12 protein-coding genes are annotated in these 16,017 nt (G+C 68.5%); 2 read left to right on the top strand and 10 right to left on the bottom strand.

Annotation, left to right across the window (positions count from 1 at the left end; all coding sequences use genetic code 11):
• Positions 1–95: 95 nt before the first annotated feature.
• A complete protein-coding gene (locus tag BLW00_RS06135; RefSeq protein WP_092550581.1) occupies positions 96–836 on the bottom strand; it encodes a DNA alkylation repair protein in 741 nt (246 codons plus the stop codon).
• 487 nt (positions 837–1,323) lie between these two features.
• On the opposite strand from BLW00_RS06135, the gene BLW00_RS06130 reads away from it, so the two are divergent.
• Positions 1,324–2,010, top strand: coding sequence for a DedA family protein (locus BLW00_RS06130; RefSeq protein WP_092550578.1), 687 nt, complete (start codon positions 1,324–1,326; stop codon positions 2,008–2,010).
• A gap of 59 nt (positions 2,011–2,069) precedes the next feature.
• Here BLW00_RS06130 and BLW00_RS06125 read toward each other — a convergent pair whose 3' ends face one another.
• Together BLW00_RS06125 and BLW00_RS06120 are read right to left on the bottom strand one after the other, a co-directional pair.
• Entirely contained in the window at positions 2,070–3,776 is a 1,707-nt protein-coding gene (locus BLW00_RS06125) for a cell wall-binding repeat-containing protein (protein WP_217634300.1), read from the bottom strand.
• 316 nt (positions 3,777–4,092) lie between these two features.
• Positions 4,093–6,243, bottom strand: coding sequence for an ATP-dependent Clp protease ATP-binding subunit (locus BLW00_RS06120; protein WP_092550572.1), 2,151 nt, complete (start codon positions 6,241–6,243; stop codon positions 4,093–4,095).
• A 111-nt stretch (positions 6,244–6,354) separates the two neighbouring features.
• Between BLW00_RS06120 and mptB the strand changes: the two genes are divergently transcribed.
• Positions 6,355–7,905 (top strand): polyprenol phosphomannose-dependent alpha 1,6 mannosyltransferase MptB, encoded by a 1,551-nt coding sequence (gene mptB / locus BLW00_RS06115; protein ID WP_322788331.1) that lies wholly within the window; start codon positions 6,355–6,357, stop codon positions 7,903–7,905.
• Positions 7,906–7,918: 13 nt separating this feature from the next.
• On the opposite strand, the gene BLW00_RS06110 is transcribed toward mptB, so the two are convergent.
• From BLW00_RS06110 to BLW00_RS06080, 7 genes are all read right to left on the bottom strand, one after another.
• On the bottom strand, positions 7,919–9,064 hold the full coding sequence (locus BLW00_RS06110; protein ID WP_092550566.1) for a class I SAM-dependent methyltransferase: 1,146 nt from the start codon (positions 9,062–9,064) through the stop codon (positions 7,919–7,921).
• A 26-nt stretch (positions 9,065–9,090) separates the two neighbouring features.
• Positions 9,091–9,525: a heat shock protein transcriptional repressor HspR gene (locus tag BLW00_RS06105; protein WP_092550563.1), complete on the bottom strand. Its 435-nt coding sequence runs from the start codon at positions 9,523–9,525 to the stop codon at positions 9,091–9,093.
• A gap of 79 nt (positions 9,526–9,604) precedes the next feature.
• Complete coding sequence (locus BLW00_RS06100; RefSeq protein ID WP_092550560.1) at positions 9,605–10,585, bottom strand: DnaJ C-terminal domain-containing protein; 981 nt, start codon at positions 10,583–10,585, stop codon at positions 9,605–9,607.
• On the bottom strand, positions 10,578–11,237 hold the full coding sequence (locus tag BLW00_RS06095; RefSeq protein WP_092550557.1) for a nucleotide exchange factor GrpE: 660 nt from the start codon (positions 11,235–11,237) through the stop codon (positions 10,578–10,580). Before BLW00_RS06095 ends, BLW00_RS06100 begins: the two co-directional genes overlap by 8 nt.
• Positions 11,238–11,241: 4 nt before the next feature.
• Complete coding sequence (gene dnaK / locus BLW00_RS06090) at positions 11,242–13,113, bottom strand: molecular chaperone DnaK (RefSeq protein WP_092550554.1); 1,872 nt, start codon at positions 13,111–13,113, stop codon at positions 11,242–11,244.
• Between the two features lie 151 nt (positions 13,114–13,264).
• Positions 13,265–14,605 (bottom strand): S1C family serine protease, encoded by a 1,341-nt coding sequence (locus BLW00_RS06085; RefSeq protein ID WP_092550551.1) that lies wholly within the window; start codon positions 14,603–14,605, stop codon positions 13,265–13,267.
• Between the two features lie 83 nt (positions 14,606–14,688).
• Positions 14,689–15,918, bottom strand: coding sequence for a hypothetical protein (locus tag BLW00_RS06080; protein WP_217634299.1), 1,230 nt, complete (start codon positions 15,916–15,918; stop codon positions 14,689–14,691).
• Between the last annotated feature and the right edge of the window lie 99 nt (positions 15,919–16,017).

Here is a 16,017-nt window from a genome sequence, read left to right as displayed (position 1 = left end):
CGAACCTCGACTGGGGCCCTGTGTCCTCCCGAACGGCCCGGTCGGTGAGGGCGCCGCGCTGAGGACGCGGCACAGAGGGCAAGCGTCCGGCAGGGTCAGCGCCGGGCGCGGTAGTGCGCCCGCTCCTCCGGGGTGAGGTGCTCGGTGGCGTAGCTCAGCATGGTGCGCGGCATCCGTGCGGCGTACTCGTCGAGAAAGCCGGTGAGCAGCGAGCGGTCGACGCGCTTGCCGACCTCGCGGAGCATCCAGCCCACCGCCTTGTGCATCAGATCGTGCCGGTCGTCGAGCAGCAATGGTGCGAGCTCGAGCGTCGTCGAGGCGTCGCCGGCCTGGATGAAGGCCAAGGTGGCGAGCACGCCTACGCGCCGCTCCCAGAGCACCTCGCTGCGCGCGAGTTCGAACAGGAGGTCGCGTGGCTTGTCCAGCAGCCATCGGCCGAGGATCGGGCCGGCCGAGGAGTCGACGAGGTCCCAGTTGTTCACACGCCCGCGCCGCACGGCCGCGAGGTATTGCTCGACGGCGGCGGCCTCGGCGACTGGATCAGCCGTGCGCCGCGCCCGGGACCGGTCGAAGCGGGCCTGCAGGAGGAACAGGGCGGCGAGCCGGTGCTCGTGCACCGGGCTGTCGAGCAGGATGTCAATCGCCGCCGGTTCGATGCCGGCGAACGCCTTGGCGACCTTCCGGGTGGCAGGCACGCGCACCCCGATGAATTCGTCGCCCTCGCCGTATTGTCCGGGCCCGGTCTTGAAGAACCCCGCCAGGAACGCGGCGTCGCCCGCGTCGGCGACGGCCGCGAGTGCCTCGACGACTGCTGCCGCCTGCTGCTCCGCATCCACACGCCAACGCTACTCCGCGTCGAGTCGCCAGAATCCGGCGGAATGGCGGGTGGGGAAGCGGCGTGCGTTGGCGATTCGATGCGACGACACTGCGAGCGCTGCGAGCAGAGCAGGCCAGCGCGGTGCGGCGGCAGGCGCAGGTGGCGGACGGCGCAGCGGACGGGCGGCGCAGCGGACGGGCAGGCGTCCGCGGGTGGACGGGCAGGCGTCCGCGGGTAGACGGACGGGTGGACGGACGGGTGGACGGACGGGTGGACGGGTGGACGGACGGGTGGACGGACGGACGGGCGTGGCGGATGGACCCGGCGCGGGCGGCGGCGAAGCGGGAGCTACGACGGGGGCGCGCGCACGCGTGCGGCGAGCGCACCCACGGGTCCCAGCTGCTCGGGCGCGTCCGGGCGCGTGAGGACGCGTGTATTCATCGCGGCCGACGGCACGACGCGGCGATGCTCAGGGGCGGCTCAGGCGGCATCCGTAGCGTGGCGGCATGAGCGCAGGGGTGGTGAGCATCGGCATCGGTGCGCGCGAAAGTGGCGGCGGTAGCGACGGAGACGGCGGCCTGGGTCCGGTCGGCGACTGGGTGGTGGGCCTCATGGAGACCTTCGGAGCTGCGGGCGCAGGGCTCGCGGTCTTCGCCGAGAACCTCTTTCCGCCGATCCCGAGCGAGGTCATCCTCCCCCTCGCGGGTTTCACCGCCAGCCAGGGCGACCTCGACCTCGTGGCGGCCATCGCGTTCACGACCCTCGGCTCGCTCCTCGGCGCGTTCACCCTCTACGGCTTGGGTGCATGGCTCGGACGGGACCGCATGCGCCGCCTCGCCCGGCACATCCCGCTCGTCGACGTCGACGACGTCGATCGCACGGAAGCCTGGTTCAACCGGCACGGCGGCAAGGCGATCTTCTTCGGCCGGCTCGTTCCCATCTTCCGCAGCTTCATCTCCATCCCGGCGGGGATCGAGCGGATGCCGCTCCTGACGTTCGGGCTCCTGACAACAGCCGGGAGCCTCATCTGGAACACCACGCTGATCCTCGCGGGCTACCTCCTCGGCGAGCAGTGGCACGTCGTCGAGGAGTACGCGGGCATCCTGCAGTGGGTGGTCATCGCGACCGTGGTCGGCGCCGTCGCCTGGTTCGTGGTCTCCCGCATCCGCAAGCACCGAGCCGGCGTACGCTGAGCCGCCCCAGGGGGCGCTGACAGCCGCCGTCAAGCGCTGATCGAGACGCCGAACCGCGTTCATCGACATGGGGTCAGCTTCTCGACCTCGCCGTTCAGGGTAACTGGCCCGCCGTAAAGGGTGACCTTCCGTGTGATGCCGTCCGAGATCAAGTCAACGACTGGCTGAGGCACGCAGTCTGGATGCACGAGGAGCACCGGCGAATCCTTCAGCCCCGCACCGACCCCTCCTGCCAATGCGTCGGGGAACGTCGTACCGCTGGCTAGATAGACCAGCCTCGGCGTTGTCGGGGTGAACGCGTCGCGCACGATCGCCTGCGAGACCAGATAGCGGTCAGCGCCGCTGAGGCGCTGAACTGTCGCGACGCCGCGGATCTGTGTCTCGATACCCGTACTGACGGAATTGGGCCCGCCTGAGATCTTGACCGATTTGCCCGCGCCCTTGAATTCGCCGATCACTTTCATCTCGTCGGCTGACAGACTCGCCGCGGCTCCGTTGACCAGCAGGATCGCTGAGTCGAGATGCGCCGCCGCCGCCGTGCTCGACAACGCGTCGGGGAAGTCTCCACCGTTCGCGACATAAAGCGTCGGTGAGTCGTCCGGAGCCAGATCACCAGTGAGCAGAGCGCGAGAAACGGCATAGCGGTCTGCGCCCTCGACCCGATCGACCGTAGCTCCAGGCACCGCTGCCTTGATCGAATCCAGCGCAGCCGACGACACCGATGCAGGCCCACCGACGACGACCACCCGCCGCGGCGCCAACCGCACCAGTTCACCTCTCGTGCTAGGGGGCAAGGCCGCTCGGGTGGTCAACAACACCGGCGCGTTGTGCGCGGCGGCGATCGGCCCCGCGCTCAGCGCATCAGCGAACGTCTCACCACTGACCACGAACACGATGTGTTCGCTACTCCCGCTGTAGTCGCCGGCCTTGGAGATGTTGACCGCGAGCTCGTAGCGATCCGAGCCACTGATGCGCTCGACACGAGGGGCGGTCGCGTCGATTCGAACCACTTTGCCGCTGTGCTGCTCTGCCGACCAGAGATATCGGCCGTCCGTGATGGTCATGCCGGCAAGGCCGCTCCTTTCCGTCGGCACGAGGTAATCGACCTTTTCTCCGCCGAGGTTCCATCCGATCGAGTTCGTGCCCGCGTCGGCAAACCAGACGATGCCTCCCAGGAACGCCACTCCGACGAGATCTCGCCGACCCGCGACAAGGCTGTCGACCTGAAATGATGTCGGCGTGCTCGTGACCTGCACCACGTCTGAGGCATTGAAAGCGATGCCCGTGGTGGCACCCCCGCCCGATGAAGCCCAACGAAGGCCTCTTTGAGGAGGCATCCGACCGAGGAGTACCGGTCGCTCACCGTTCCAATCCACCACATAGGCGGAACCAAGGTTGTCGACAACCCAGATCTTGAACCCCATCTTCGTGATGAAGACCGGCGACGAGCTGCCCGTGAAGGGAAGCTCGTCGAGTTTGCCCGTGGACTCCGTCAGCCGAGCGAGTTTCCCAGAACCCGACTCGGCGATGAGCACAATGTCGCCGTCGTCGAAGATCTGAGTAGGGAGCGCGTTCGGAGTAGGGAGGCGGATCTCCTCCGCTGACGGAGACAGCGTCACATGAGCAATTGAGTTCTCAGAGGGCACGGTCGCCCACACGCCGCCGTTGTTGTCGTCTGCCAGATTCGAGGGCGCACCGGCGAGCGACACCGATCGCACCACGCCGCCCGATCTGTCGAGTTGCACGATCTTCTTGTCGGACGACAAGGCGACCCAAACGGAACCGTCTAGGCCGGGAAGAACGTCGACCGGGTTCGCTCCGCCCGCGGCGAATTCGACTACCGTGGGCCCTCCGCTCAAAGACGCATCCAGGGCGTCGTCGGCTGGAGCGAATCCAGCCGCCGAGGATTCAGGGCCTGTCAATCCCCACCCGAGTGCCAACAGCACCGTGATGGCTGACGCAGTCCACACAAGTGATCGGACGTGCCCCATGACGAACCTCTCTCACCGCCGACGATCAGCGGTTCAAGTCTGAACGAGGCCTCATGAGGCGCGAGTTGAGTACTTTCTACTCAAGATCGCCCTAGGCCGCCCCCACCGACAGACCGTCGCCGTCAGGCGCGACATCGACGCGCACCGTGTCGCCGTCGCGCACCGTTCCGGAGAGCAGGGCGGTCGCCAGCTTGTCGTCGATCTCGTGCTGCATCAGGCGCCGCAGCGGGCGCGCGCCGTAGATCGGGTCGTAGCCGCGCTCGGCGAGCCAGGCCCGCGCATCCGGAGTCACCGCCAGCTGCAGGCGACGCTGCGAGAGCCGCCGCACCAGACGATCGATGTAGAGCTCGACGATCTGCGCGAGGTCTTCGTGCGTGAGCGCCTGGAACACCACGATGTCGTCGAGCCGGTTCACGAACTCGGGCTTGAAGGCCTGACGCACCAGTCCCTGCACCGCCCCTTCCTTCTCCTCCAGAGAGAGGGTCGGGTCGACCAGGTACTGCGATCCGAGGTTCGAGGTGAGGATCAGGATGGTGTTGCGGAAGTCGACGGTGCGCCCCTGGCCGTCTGTCAACCGCCCGTCGTCGAGCACCTGCAGCAGCACGTCGAAGACCTCGGGGTGCGCCTTCTCCACCTCGTCCATCAGGATCACCGAATAGGGTCGGCGGCGCACGGCCTCGGTGAGCTGACCGCCCTGCTCGTAGCCGATGTAGCCGGGAGGGGCACCGAGCAGCCGGGCGACCGAGTGCTTCTCGCCGTACTCCGACATGTCGATGCGCACGAGCGCCTTCTCGTCGTCGAACAAGAACTCGGCGAGCGCCTTCGCGAGCTCGGTCTTTCCGACACCGGTGGGCCCGAGGAAGAGGAACGACCCGGTGGGCCGATCCGCGTCGGCGATGCCCGCGCGCGACCGGCGCACCGCATCCGCCACCGCGTGCACGGCGCGCTTCTGGCCGATCAGCCGCTTGCCGAGCTCGCCCTCGAGGTGCAGCAGCTTCTCGGTCTCGCCCTGGGTCAGCCGGTCGAGCGGGATGCCGGTCCACGCCGCGATCACGGCGGCGATGTCGTCGCTCGTGACCTGGTCGTTGACCATCCGCTCGCCCTGCTCCTCCGACTCCTCGTCGCGCTCGGCCTCGGCGAGCGAGCGCTCGAGCACCGGGATCTCGCCGTAGAGCAGCCGCGAGGCGCGCTCGAGGTCGCCCTCGCGCTGCGCCCGCTCGGCCTGCATCCGCGCCCGGTCGAGCTTCTCCTTCAGCTCACCCACCCGGTTGAGGGCGGCACGCTCGCGATCCCACCGTTCCTGCAGCTCGGCGAGGGTCGCCGTGCGCTGCTTGAGGGTCTCGCGCAGGGCGGCGAGCCGCTCCTTCGACGCGTCGTCCTTCTCCTTCTTCAGCGCGAGCTCCTCGAGCTTCAGCCGGTCGACGCCGCGCCGCAACTCGTCGATCTCGACGGGTGCGGAGTCGATCTCCATGCGCAACCGCGACGCAGCCTCGTCGATCAGGTCGATGGCCTTGTCGGGCAGTTGCCGGCCCGGGATGTACCGGCTCGAGAGGGAGGCCGCCGCGATCAGCGCCGAGTCGGCGATGGCCACCTTGTGGTGCGCCTCGTAGCGCTCCTTGAGCCCGCGCAGGATGGCCACGGTGTCTTCGACCGACGGCTCACCCACGAACACCTGCTGGAAACGACGCTCCATCGCGGCATCCTTCTCCACGAACTCGCGATACTCATCGAGTGTGGTGGCACCGATCAGCCGCAGTTCACCACGCGCCAGCATCGGCTTCAGCATGTTGGATGCCGCCACCGATCCCTCGCCGCCGCCTGCGCCCATCAGGGTGTGCAGTTCGTCGATGAACGTGATGATCTGGCCGTCGGCGTCGTTGATCTCCTTCAGCACCGCCTTCAGGCGTTCCTCGAACTCGCCGCGGTACTTCGCGCCCGCGACCAGCGCCGCCAGGTCGAGCGACACGAGCTGCTTGCCCTTCAACGACTCGGCGACGTCGCCGGCCACGATGCGCTGGGCAAGGCCTTCGACCACGGCGGTCTTGCCGACGCCGGGCTCGCCGATGAGCACGGGGTTGTTCTTGGTGCGCCGCGTCAGCACCTGGCTGACCCGGCGGATCTCGGCGTCACGCCCGATCACGGGATCGAGCTTGCCGCTCGCCGCGATCTCGGTGAGGTTGACGCCGTACTGCTCGAGGGCGCTCTTCTGCTCCTCGCCGTTGGATGGGCCCTGGTTCGCCATGTGTGGATATGTCCTTTTCAAACTTGAGTTAATGTGACTCAAGTTTAGCAGAACGCCCGTTTCGGCACCACCGTTCGCCCAGCATTCACCTGAGCGTGATAAGACGTAACAGTGCATGTCCTTTCTCCACGCGTGCGTCTGCTGCTCGGAGTCATCGGTTCCGTGAGCATCGCCATCGGGTCGCTGGGCGTCGGCTGGCTCGGGCCGTCGAGCGCGCTCCGGGGCTGGGTCGTGTTCGAGCTGCTGCGGAACTCGCGTGGTGCGGTGACCCTCAGCGGCCTGCTCGTGGTGGGCGGAGTCCTTCTCCTGCTCGTCGCCTGGGTGGCGCTCGGTGTCTCGCTCCTCGAGCGTCGATCGTCGCGCGGCAGCACCCTGCCCGCCTCGGCGGAGGCACCGGGCGATAGCGGTGCGGATGCGCGACGCACCGCATCACAGGTTCGCACCGTCGCGATCTCGGCGACCGCGTGGAGCATCCCGCTCCTGTTCGCCCTTCCCCTGTTCAGCCGCGACATGTTCGCCTACGTGGGCCAGGGCCGACTGATGGCCGCGGGCCTCAACCCCTACAGCACCGGCATGGCCGACTTGCCGGGCTGGTTCGGCCTCGGGGTCGATCCGCTCTGGGCCGACACCCAGACCCCCTACGGGCCCATCTTCGTCTGGCTGGAGAAGCTCGTCGTGATGTCGACGGATGCGCTCCCACCCGAGGTCGCGATCTTCGCCTTCCGCTTCCTGGCCGTCGCGGGACTCGCGATGCTGGCCTTCTACGCCTGGCGGATCGCGCGTCTCCGCGGCCTCAACCAGGCGGGCGTGCTCTGGATCGTGGCCGCGAGCCCCCTCGTCATCATGAACTTCGTGGTGGCCGGTCACAACGATTCGCTCATGCTCGGCTTGATCGTGGCCGGCGTCTACTACGCGATGAAAGACCGCCCCATCCTCGGCACCGTCTTCGTGGCGCTCGCCATCGGCGTCAAACCGATCGCCCTCATCGCACTGCCCATCATCGGCTTGATCTGGGCGGGGTCGAACGCCGGCTGGCCCGCGATCATCCGCCGTTGGAGCGCGGTCGCAGCCGTCGGCATCGGCGGCGTCGTGCTGCTCGGCTGGGGCATCGGAGTCGGCGTGGGCTGGATCGGCGCGCTCGCCACCCCGGTCACCATCTCGTCGTGGTACGCCCCCGCGAACATCCTCGGCATCAGCATCGGCGGCCTCGCGAACGGGGTCGGCCTCGACGGCGACATCGCGCAGGCCATCGTGAAGACGGTGCTCCTGGCCGCCGGATGTGCGGCTGCCGCCTACCTGCTCATCACGAAGCGGCGCGCCGATCCGCTGTGGCTGCTCGGCGGCTGCTTCGCCCTGATCGTGCTCGCTTCGCCCGTCATCCACCCCTGGTACGGGTTGTGGCTGCTCACGCTGCTGGCCCTCGTGGGCGTCGACCGGCTCTGGCGCATCCGCGTCGTGCTCTACGCCACCGCGTTCTTCCTGCTGATCGGGCTGGCAGAGCCGATGGACCTGATCCCGCGCCTCGACACCGACACCATGATTCCGGTGGCGGTCATCGGCACGGCGATCGTCGGTGTCGCCGCCGTGCTCGTGTCGGCCGAGATGGTCACGCGGCGCACCGTCGCCGTGCGCGGGCTTCGGGTGCCCTCGATCCCGGGCTGAACGGCCGGCCGGCTCAGCGGCCTGTCGACACCATCACGGTGAATTTCGGGTTGCGGTCGACCTGACGTGTCGGCCCCACCGCCCGCTGCAGCGCGGCGCGGTAGGACAGGTGCGAGTTGAACACGGTCCAGAGCTCACCGCCGGGCCGAAGCACCCGGCCGGCGGCCTCGAACAGCTTCAATGCGATCCCCGCGTGCACCGTCGAACCGACGTGGAACGGCGGATTCAGCACGATGAGGTCGGCACTGTCGTCGTCGAAGTCGCCGAGAGCGTCGTCGCGCACCACCTCGACGAGGTCGGCCAGTCCGTTGGCCGCCATCGTCTCCCGTGCGGATTCGACGGCTGCCTCGGACTGGTCGGTGGCGATGACGCGCACGCCGCCGGCGCCGCGCGCGCGGGCCACCAGAGCGGCGAGCACCCCGGTGCCGCAGCCGAGGTCGATCGCGATGCGCGCATCCGGGGCCATCTCACCGAGATGCTCGATCAGCAGCCGGGTGCCGATGTCGATCTTCGTGCCCGCGAAGGCGTTGCCGGATGCGTACACCCAGAGATCGAGATCGGCGTGGTACTCGCGACGGTGCAGGGCGGCCCCCACGCCCTCGCGGGGCTTGCGGGCAACCAGCACGCGCGACTTCTGCCGGGCCAGCGTGGCAGTCACCTCGTCGAAGGAGGCGGCCAGCACGTCGTTCATCGCGGGGGTCATGTGCTTGACGCGGCCGCCGGCGTAGACCACGACGTCGGGATGCGCGTAGGCGGCGATCGCCCGGGCGATGTCGTCGAGCGCCGCGAGGCTGCGCGGGAGCTGCACCAGCACGACCGTGGCGCCCTCGAGCAACTCACGGCCCAGCGGATGATTCGTGTACCGCCCGCTGAGGTCGATGTCGACCACCCGACGGGCGTTCGCCGCGAGCGCGAGTTCGCTCGAGCGGGCGTCTTGCTGCACCCGGATGCCGTGCAGATCGAGCACGGCGGCGGCACCCAGCGTGAGGGCGCCGTAGTTGTCGCCGATCACCACGACCGTGCCGGGCTGTCCGACGGTGTCTTCGAGGGCGCCGTTCGCTTCGTCGAGGATGAGGCGATCGCTCGCGTCGACCGCGAAGAGGTTGTCGGCTTCGACGTCGGGCGCGCGCCGCAGGGCGTCGAAGGAGAACTCGGTCACGCCTCAACCGTACGCGGTGCGGCCGCTCACTCGGGGCGGGTGGGCGTGCGCGGGCTCCAGACCACGACTTCGGTGCGGCGCTGCGTGCGCGTGCCGTGCTTCAGCGAGATGACCTCGCCCTCGACTCCAGCCGCGAACACGCGGCGGCCGGGGCGGTTGAGCAGCTCGTCGGCGAGAGCCGACTCGAGCTCGCGCACGCGCGCGCTGAGTTCGACGACCTGATTCTCGAGCTGCAGGATGCGCGCGATCCCCTCGAGCGAGACGCCTTCCGACGAGAGGCGGGCGACTTCACGCAGCTGCACGACGTCGCGCATCGAGTACCGGCGTGACTTTCCGGCCGTGCGCGTCGGGCTGACGAGCCCCAGCCGGTCGTACTGCCGCAGCGTCTGCGGATGCATGCCCGCCAGCTCGGCCGCCACCGCGATCGCGAACAGGGGCGAGTTCTCGTCGACGTCGCTCATGTCTCGCTCCCTTCTCACGACCTATTTTCCGCCAACCGCCCGAAAACTCGGGTTTTGGGTCGGTTGGCGGAAAATACTCTTACTCTCGCGCCTTGGCGAGGAGTTCGGTGCGGGGGTTCTCGGCGGGCTCCACGGCGTGGAACGCCTCGAGCGCCTCGCGTTGCGCGGGCGTGAGATGGCTCGGAACCGCCACCTGCACCACGGCGAGCAGGTCGCCCTTGCCCTTGGACGACTCGACTCCCCGGCCCTTGACCCGCAGGATGCGGCCCGAGGGCGTGCCGGCCGCGACCTTCAGCTTCACCGGCGCGCCACCCAGGGTGGGCACCTCGATGGTGGCGCCGAGGGTCGCCTCGACGAAGGTGACCGGCACGTTCACGCGCAGGTTCAGCCCATCGCGCTCGAACACCGGATGCTTGCGCACCGACACCGTGAGCACGATGTCGCCGGGTTCGCCGCCGTCGGGCGAGGGCTCACCCTTGCCGCGCAGCTTGATCTTCTGCTGGTCGGCCACGCCGGCCGGGATCTTCACCGTGATCGGCTTGCCATCGGCCGTCTGCAGCTTGATGGTGTCGCCCTTGACGGCGGTGATGAAGTCGATCGTTGTGCGGGCGGTGACGTCTCGACCACGGGTCGGCCCGTAGGCTCCGAAGCCTCCCCCACCACGCCCGAACATGCCGCCCAGGATGTCGTCGAAGCCGCCCGGAGCCTGCTGATAGCTGTAGCTCTGACCGCGGGCACCGCCGCCGCCCTGCCCGAACATGCCGCCGAAGACGTCTTCGAAGCCGCCGCCCTGGCCCCCGCCGCCCGCCGTGAAGCGAGCGCCGGAGCCCATGGCGCGGATCTGGTCGTATTCCTTGCGCTGCTCGGCATCCGAGAGCACCGAGTAGGCCTCGGAGATCTCCTTGAACCGGGACTCCGCCTTGGCGTCGCCCTGGTTCGAGTCGGGGTGGTACTGCCGGGCCAGTTTGCGATAAGCCTTCTTCAGCTCGGCGTCGGAGATGTCTTTCGACACCCCGAGCACCTTGTAGAAGTCTTTGTCGAACCAGTCCTGGCTAGCCATTGGGCACCGCCACTACGACCTTCGCGGCGCGTAGCAGCGTGGACCCGAGGTAGTACCCGGATTCGACCACGTCGGCGATCGTGGGCGTCTCGACGTCGGCGCTCGGCTGCTGGAAGATCGCCTCGTGCACCTGCGGGTCGAACTCCTCCCCCGCCGCGGCGAAGGGCTTGAGGCCCACGCGCTCGACGTTCGAGCGCAGCTTCGTGGCGATGGCCGTGAACGGACCGCCCTCTTCGAGGTCGCCGTGCTTTTCCGCCCGGTCGAGGTCGTCGAGCACCGGCAGCAGCACCTTCACGACCTCGCCGACCGCGCGCTCACGCTCGATCTCGCGGTTGGCCTCGGTGCGCTTGCGGTAGTTGGCGTACTCGGCGGTGACCCGCTGCAGGTCGGCGAGCCGCTCCGCAGCCAGTTCGTCGGCCGAGGTCTGGCCCGAGAGGAACGCCAGATCGGCATCCGTCAACGAGGTCTCCACATCCGGTCCTTCAGCCTGGATGAAGCCCGAGTCGGGAGCGCCCTCTTCGGGCGCCCCCGACTCCGCAGCAGGCTGACGAACCTGACCGGTCTCGGGGTCGATGCGCCGCTTGTCGCGGATGATCGGCTCCTCGGGGCCCTCGGAATCGTCTCCGGGGCGACCGTTCTTGTCGTCAGTCATGAATTCAGTTGTCCTTCTTGGGCTCGTCTTCGTCTTCGACGACCTCGGCGTCGACCACGTCGTCATCGCTCGACGACGACTCGGTCGGCTCCTGCGCGCCCGCCTCGGGCGCAGCCGCCTCGGCCTGTGCAGAAGCATAGATCGCCTGACCGAGCTTCTGCTGGCTCTCGTTGAGCTTGTCGAACGCGGTCTTCACCGCGTCGTCGTCCTCGCCCGCGAGAGCGGACTTCAGAGCGTCGACATCGGCCTGCACCTCGGACTTCACGTCGTCGGGCAGCTTGTCGTCGTTGTCCTTGATGAGCTTGTCGGTCGAGTACGCGAGCGTCTCGGCCTGGTTGCGCACCTCGGCGGCCTCACGGCGCTTCTTGTCTTCGGCCGCGTGCTCCTCGGCCTCGCGCACCATGCGCTCGATGTCTTCCTTCGGCAGCGACGAGCCGCCGGTGATGGTCATCGACTGCTCCTTGCCGGTGCCCTTGTCTTTCGCCGACACGTGCACGATGCCGTTGGCGTCGATGTCGAAGGTGACCTCGACCTGCGGGATGCCGCGGGGCGCGGGTGCGATGCCGGTGAGCTCGAAGGTGCCCAGGTTCTTGTTGTCGCGAGTGAACTCGCGCTCGCCCTGGAAGACCTGGATGGCCACCGACGGCTGGTTGTCGTCAGCCGTGGTGAAGGTCTCGCTGCGCTTGGTGGGGATGGCCGTGTTGCGCTCGATGAGCTTGGTCATGATGCCACCCTTGGTCTCGATGCCGAGCGACAGCGGGGTGACGTCGATGAGCAGCACGTCTTTGCGCTCACCCTTCAGCACACCGGCCTGCAGGGCGGCGCCGACGGCGACGACCTCATCCGGATTCACGCCCTTGTTGGGCTCCTTGCCGCCGGTGAGCTTCTTCACCAGGTCGACGACGGCCGGCATACGGGTCGATCCACCCACCAGCACGACGTGCGCGATGTCGTTGACCGACACGCCCGCCTCCGCGATGACGTCTTTGAAGGGCTTCTCGGTGCGAGCCAGGAGGTCCTTGGTGAGCTCCTCGAACTTCGCACGCGTGAGCGTGACGTCGAGGTTGGCCGGGCCGTTCTCGGTGAGCGAGAGGTAGGGCAGCGTGATGCTGGCCGACATGCCCGAGGAGAGTTCCTTCTTGGCCTGCTCAGCGGCCTCCTTGAGGCGCTGGAGGGCGATCTTGTCCTTCGAGACATCCACTCCCGTGGTGTCCTTGAACTGCTTGATCAGGTATTCGACGACCCGCTGGTCCCAGTCGTCGCCACCGAGGCGGTTGTCGCCCGCGGTCGAGCGCACCTGGATGGTGCTGAAGTCGTCGTCTTTGCCCACCTCGAGGAGGGAGACGTCGAAGGTTCCGCCACCGAGGTCGAAGACCAGGATGAGCTCGTCTTCCTTGCCCTTGTCGAGGCCGTAGGCGAGCGCCGCGGCGGTCGGCTCGTTGATGATGCGCAGCACGTTGAGGCCCGCGATCTCACCGGCCTCCTTGGTGGCCTGACGCTCGGAGTCGTTGAAGTAGGCCGGAACGGTGATGACGGCATCGGTCACGGTGTCGCCCAAGTACGACTCGGCGTCGCGCTTCAGCTTGGCGAGGATGCGCGCCGAGATCTCCTGCGGCGTGTACTTCTTGCCGTCGATGTCGGCCTTCCAGTCAGTGCCGATGTGGCGCTTGACGCTGGAGATGGTGCGGTCGACGTTGGTGACGGCCTGCCGCTTGGCGGTCTCACCGACGAGAACCTCTCCGTCCTTCGTGAATGCGACCACGGACGGCGTGGTGCGGAAACCCTCCGCGTTCGCGATGACGGTGGGCTCTCCACCTTCGAGCACGGCGACCACCGAGTTGGTGGTTCCGAGGTCGATGCCTACTGCACGAGCCATATCGGCTGTTCTCCTTCTGTTGTGTTGCGTTCGTAACCTGCGAAAGTCTGCCAAGACTTGAGCCTTGTGGGTTCAAGTTTTCCAGGCAGACTCTCGCAAGTCAAGTTCTCACAGCAAAAGTTGAGTTAATTCGACTCAAGTTTGCCTCGGACTAGGCAGCCGGACCCTCCGTGAGGTGCACCGCGGCCTGCTGAGTGGCGCCGGTGGCGTCGACCCAGGTCAGCACGACCTGCTCGCCCGGCTCCATGTCGGCGAGCAGCGAGGAGAGCTGGTCTCCGGATGCGATGGCCGTGCCGTTCACGCCGGTGACGACGTCGCCCGCGGCGAGTCCCGCATCCTCGGCCGGGGTTCCGGCGATCACGCCGGCCACCACGGCACCGGCCGTCGCGCCGGTGACCGTGCGGCTCGAGCGGTCGGGGCTCGTCGCCTGGCTCGAACCGACCTCGATGCCCAGGAAGCCGGGGTAGCCGATCTCGATGGTGTCGGTCTCGACGCCCTGCTGGATCTGCGCGGCGATGTCGAGCGCCGTGGTGATGGGGATGGCGAACCCGGTGATCGCGGCCGAGCCGGAGGAGGCGGCGGTGTCGATGCCCACGACCTGGCCGTCGGAGTCGAGCAACGGGCCGCCGGAGTCGCCCGAGACGATGTCGGCGTCGACCTGGATGAGGCCGGTCAAGGCCTCGCCCTCGATGCCGGTCTCGCTCTGGGCGGTGATGCTCTGGCCGGTCGCCGTGACCGAGCCCGCGGCGGCCACCAAGTCGCCGGTGCCCTCGGCATTGCCCACGGCCGTGACCGCGTCGCCCGTCTGCGCGGCGTCAGCGGTGTCGAGCGACGCGGTGGTGAGGCCTTGCGCGTCTTGCAGCTGGAGCAGAGCGATGTCGTGCGTCGCATCCGTTCCGACGACGGTGGCCGCATAGCTCTGCCCGGTGGTCTCGTCGGTGACCTCGGTGGTGGTCGAGCCCTCGACCACGTGGTTGTTGGTGAGGATCAGGCCGTCGGAGGTGAGCACGATCCCCGTGCCGGCCGAGCGGGCGTTCTGGTAGGGGAGATCGGACACGATCGTGACCACCCCTGCGGTCTGCTCGACGCTCGCGGGCACGGCATCGGTCGCCGAAGAAGACGAGGTGCCGCTGCGCCCCGACGACCCGCCGGACTGCGACGGGCCGGAGCCGTAGTAGCCGTAATAGCCGTAGGGGCTCTGCGAGGTGGTGCCGCTCTGGCCGCCCGCGTACGGCGAGTATCCCCAGTCCTGAACGACGGTGGGGCTGGCGGATGCGCCGGTGCCGGTCGCGCTCGCACTCGCACTCGCGGCGAGCGACGACGACTGGTTCACGGCGAAGGCCGCGCCGGTGACGCCGAGTCCGGTGATCAGAGCGAGCCCGGCCGCCCCCGCGAGGAGAGCGGTGCGGCGACGACGCGGGGGCCGCACGACGGGGCGAGGATCGGCCGAGCGGATGGGGTCAGGACCGGAGACGGAGGTGGGATCGTACATGAGGTGTCCTTGCTCAAGAATGGCTGCGCGGGGCGGCGCTCATCCATCACAGCGCGCCCGATCCCATCGGGGCTGGGTGAACGTTAAGCGTTTCCTATGACGCTGTCGCCCTGAGCGAACGCGGGCGGGCTCAGCAACCCGAGCACGATCTCGCGCAACTGCTCGAACGGAATCTCCTCCCGCCCCAGGCGCACCGCGAAGTTCGCGGGCACCACGGTCTCGAGTTCTTCGACCCGCGTGAGCAGCTCGTGCAACGCGACGCGCACCCGTTCCGGGCGAGGATCGGGTTCGACGGCCTCCACGAACGCGGCGATGTCGCGCGCGACCTGCTCGAGCGCCGCGCGCTGGAGCACATCCAGCACCACGGGCTCCGGAGGGCGCACGGCCGCGAAGAACCGCGCGTAGACCGGATCGATCGTGGCGGATCCCTCGGCGGGCGGGGGTCCGAACCGCCGCCCGGCCCCGAGGAGCATCACCCGCGTGCCGTCGGCGCGGCATTCGACGGGGCCCGATTCGCGCAGCACCCCGTGCCGGTCGATCTCGAACACCATTCGCGTCACCACCGCGCGCCCTCGGGTGACCCGGATGGCGTAGACCCCCGGGTGCGCACTCAAGTCATGCACGCCGGGCACCTCGCCGAGAACGAACGCCCGGGCGCCGGGGAAGCGCAGTTGCACCTGCCGGTGGCGCGGCGCGTCGACCGAGGTGCCGAGGCGATCGATCAGCCGGACCTCCACCGGGCGTCGGCGCACTCCGGCGAGGCTCGCAGCGAGGCTCGAGCCGACGCCCGAGCCGGCAACGGCGCCGGCACCCGAACCCAGGACGGGACGGCCGTTGCGGTAGAGCACGGCACCGAGGTCGGCGATCCCTCCGCCGGCCTCCGCCTCGGCGCACCAGAAGCTGCAGGCGAGCATCGGTGCATCCGCCGTCGCGCTGTCGTCGAACCACAACACGGCGCTGTCGATCAGGTGCCGGCCCGACACCGCGAAACCGACCCCGATCTGCTCGACCGTGACCCTGCCGACGTAGAGCTCGACCCCGTCGAGGCTGAGCCGGAAGTCATACTCCCCCACCCCGCCGAGCAGCCCCGACTCGATGCGGAACCGACCCTGCACCACCGATCCGAGGGTGCCGCGCGCCTCCGCGCACGACATTCCCTGCCGCGCCGCGATCGCGGCCGTCACGCTCGAGGGCCGGCCGCCGACATCCGTCGCTCCGGCGACCTCGCCCTCGAAGACGAGACGGAATCCGGGCCCACCCGCACCTGGCGACACCACGCGCACCAGCAGGCTGGACACCACCGACTTCGCCATGAGCACCTCTCGAGTCTTCGTTTCTGAGTTTGCCTCAGCTTACGACATCGACCGGATTTCGAGCCCGAAAGGCCACCGATTGTTCACCGCCTGGGGCTA

Source organism: Herbiconiux ginsengi, from assembly GCF_900107435.1.
Taxonomy (GTDB): Bacteria; Actinomycetota; Actinomycetes; order Actinomycetales; family Microbacteriaceae; genus Herbiconiux; species Herbiconiux ginsengi.
This window is presented reverse-complemented; position numbering and strand designations above follow the sequence as displayed.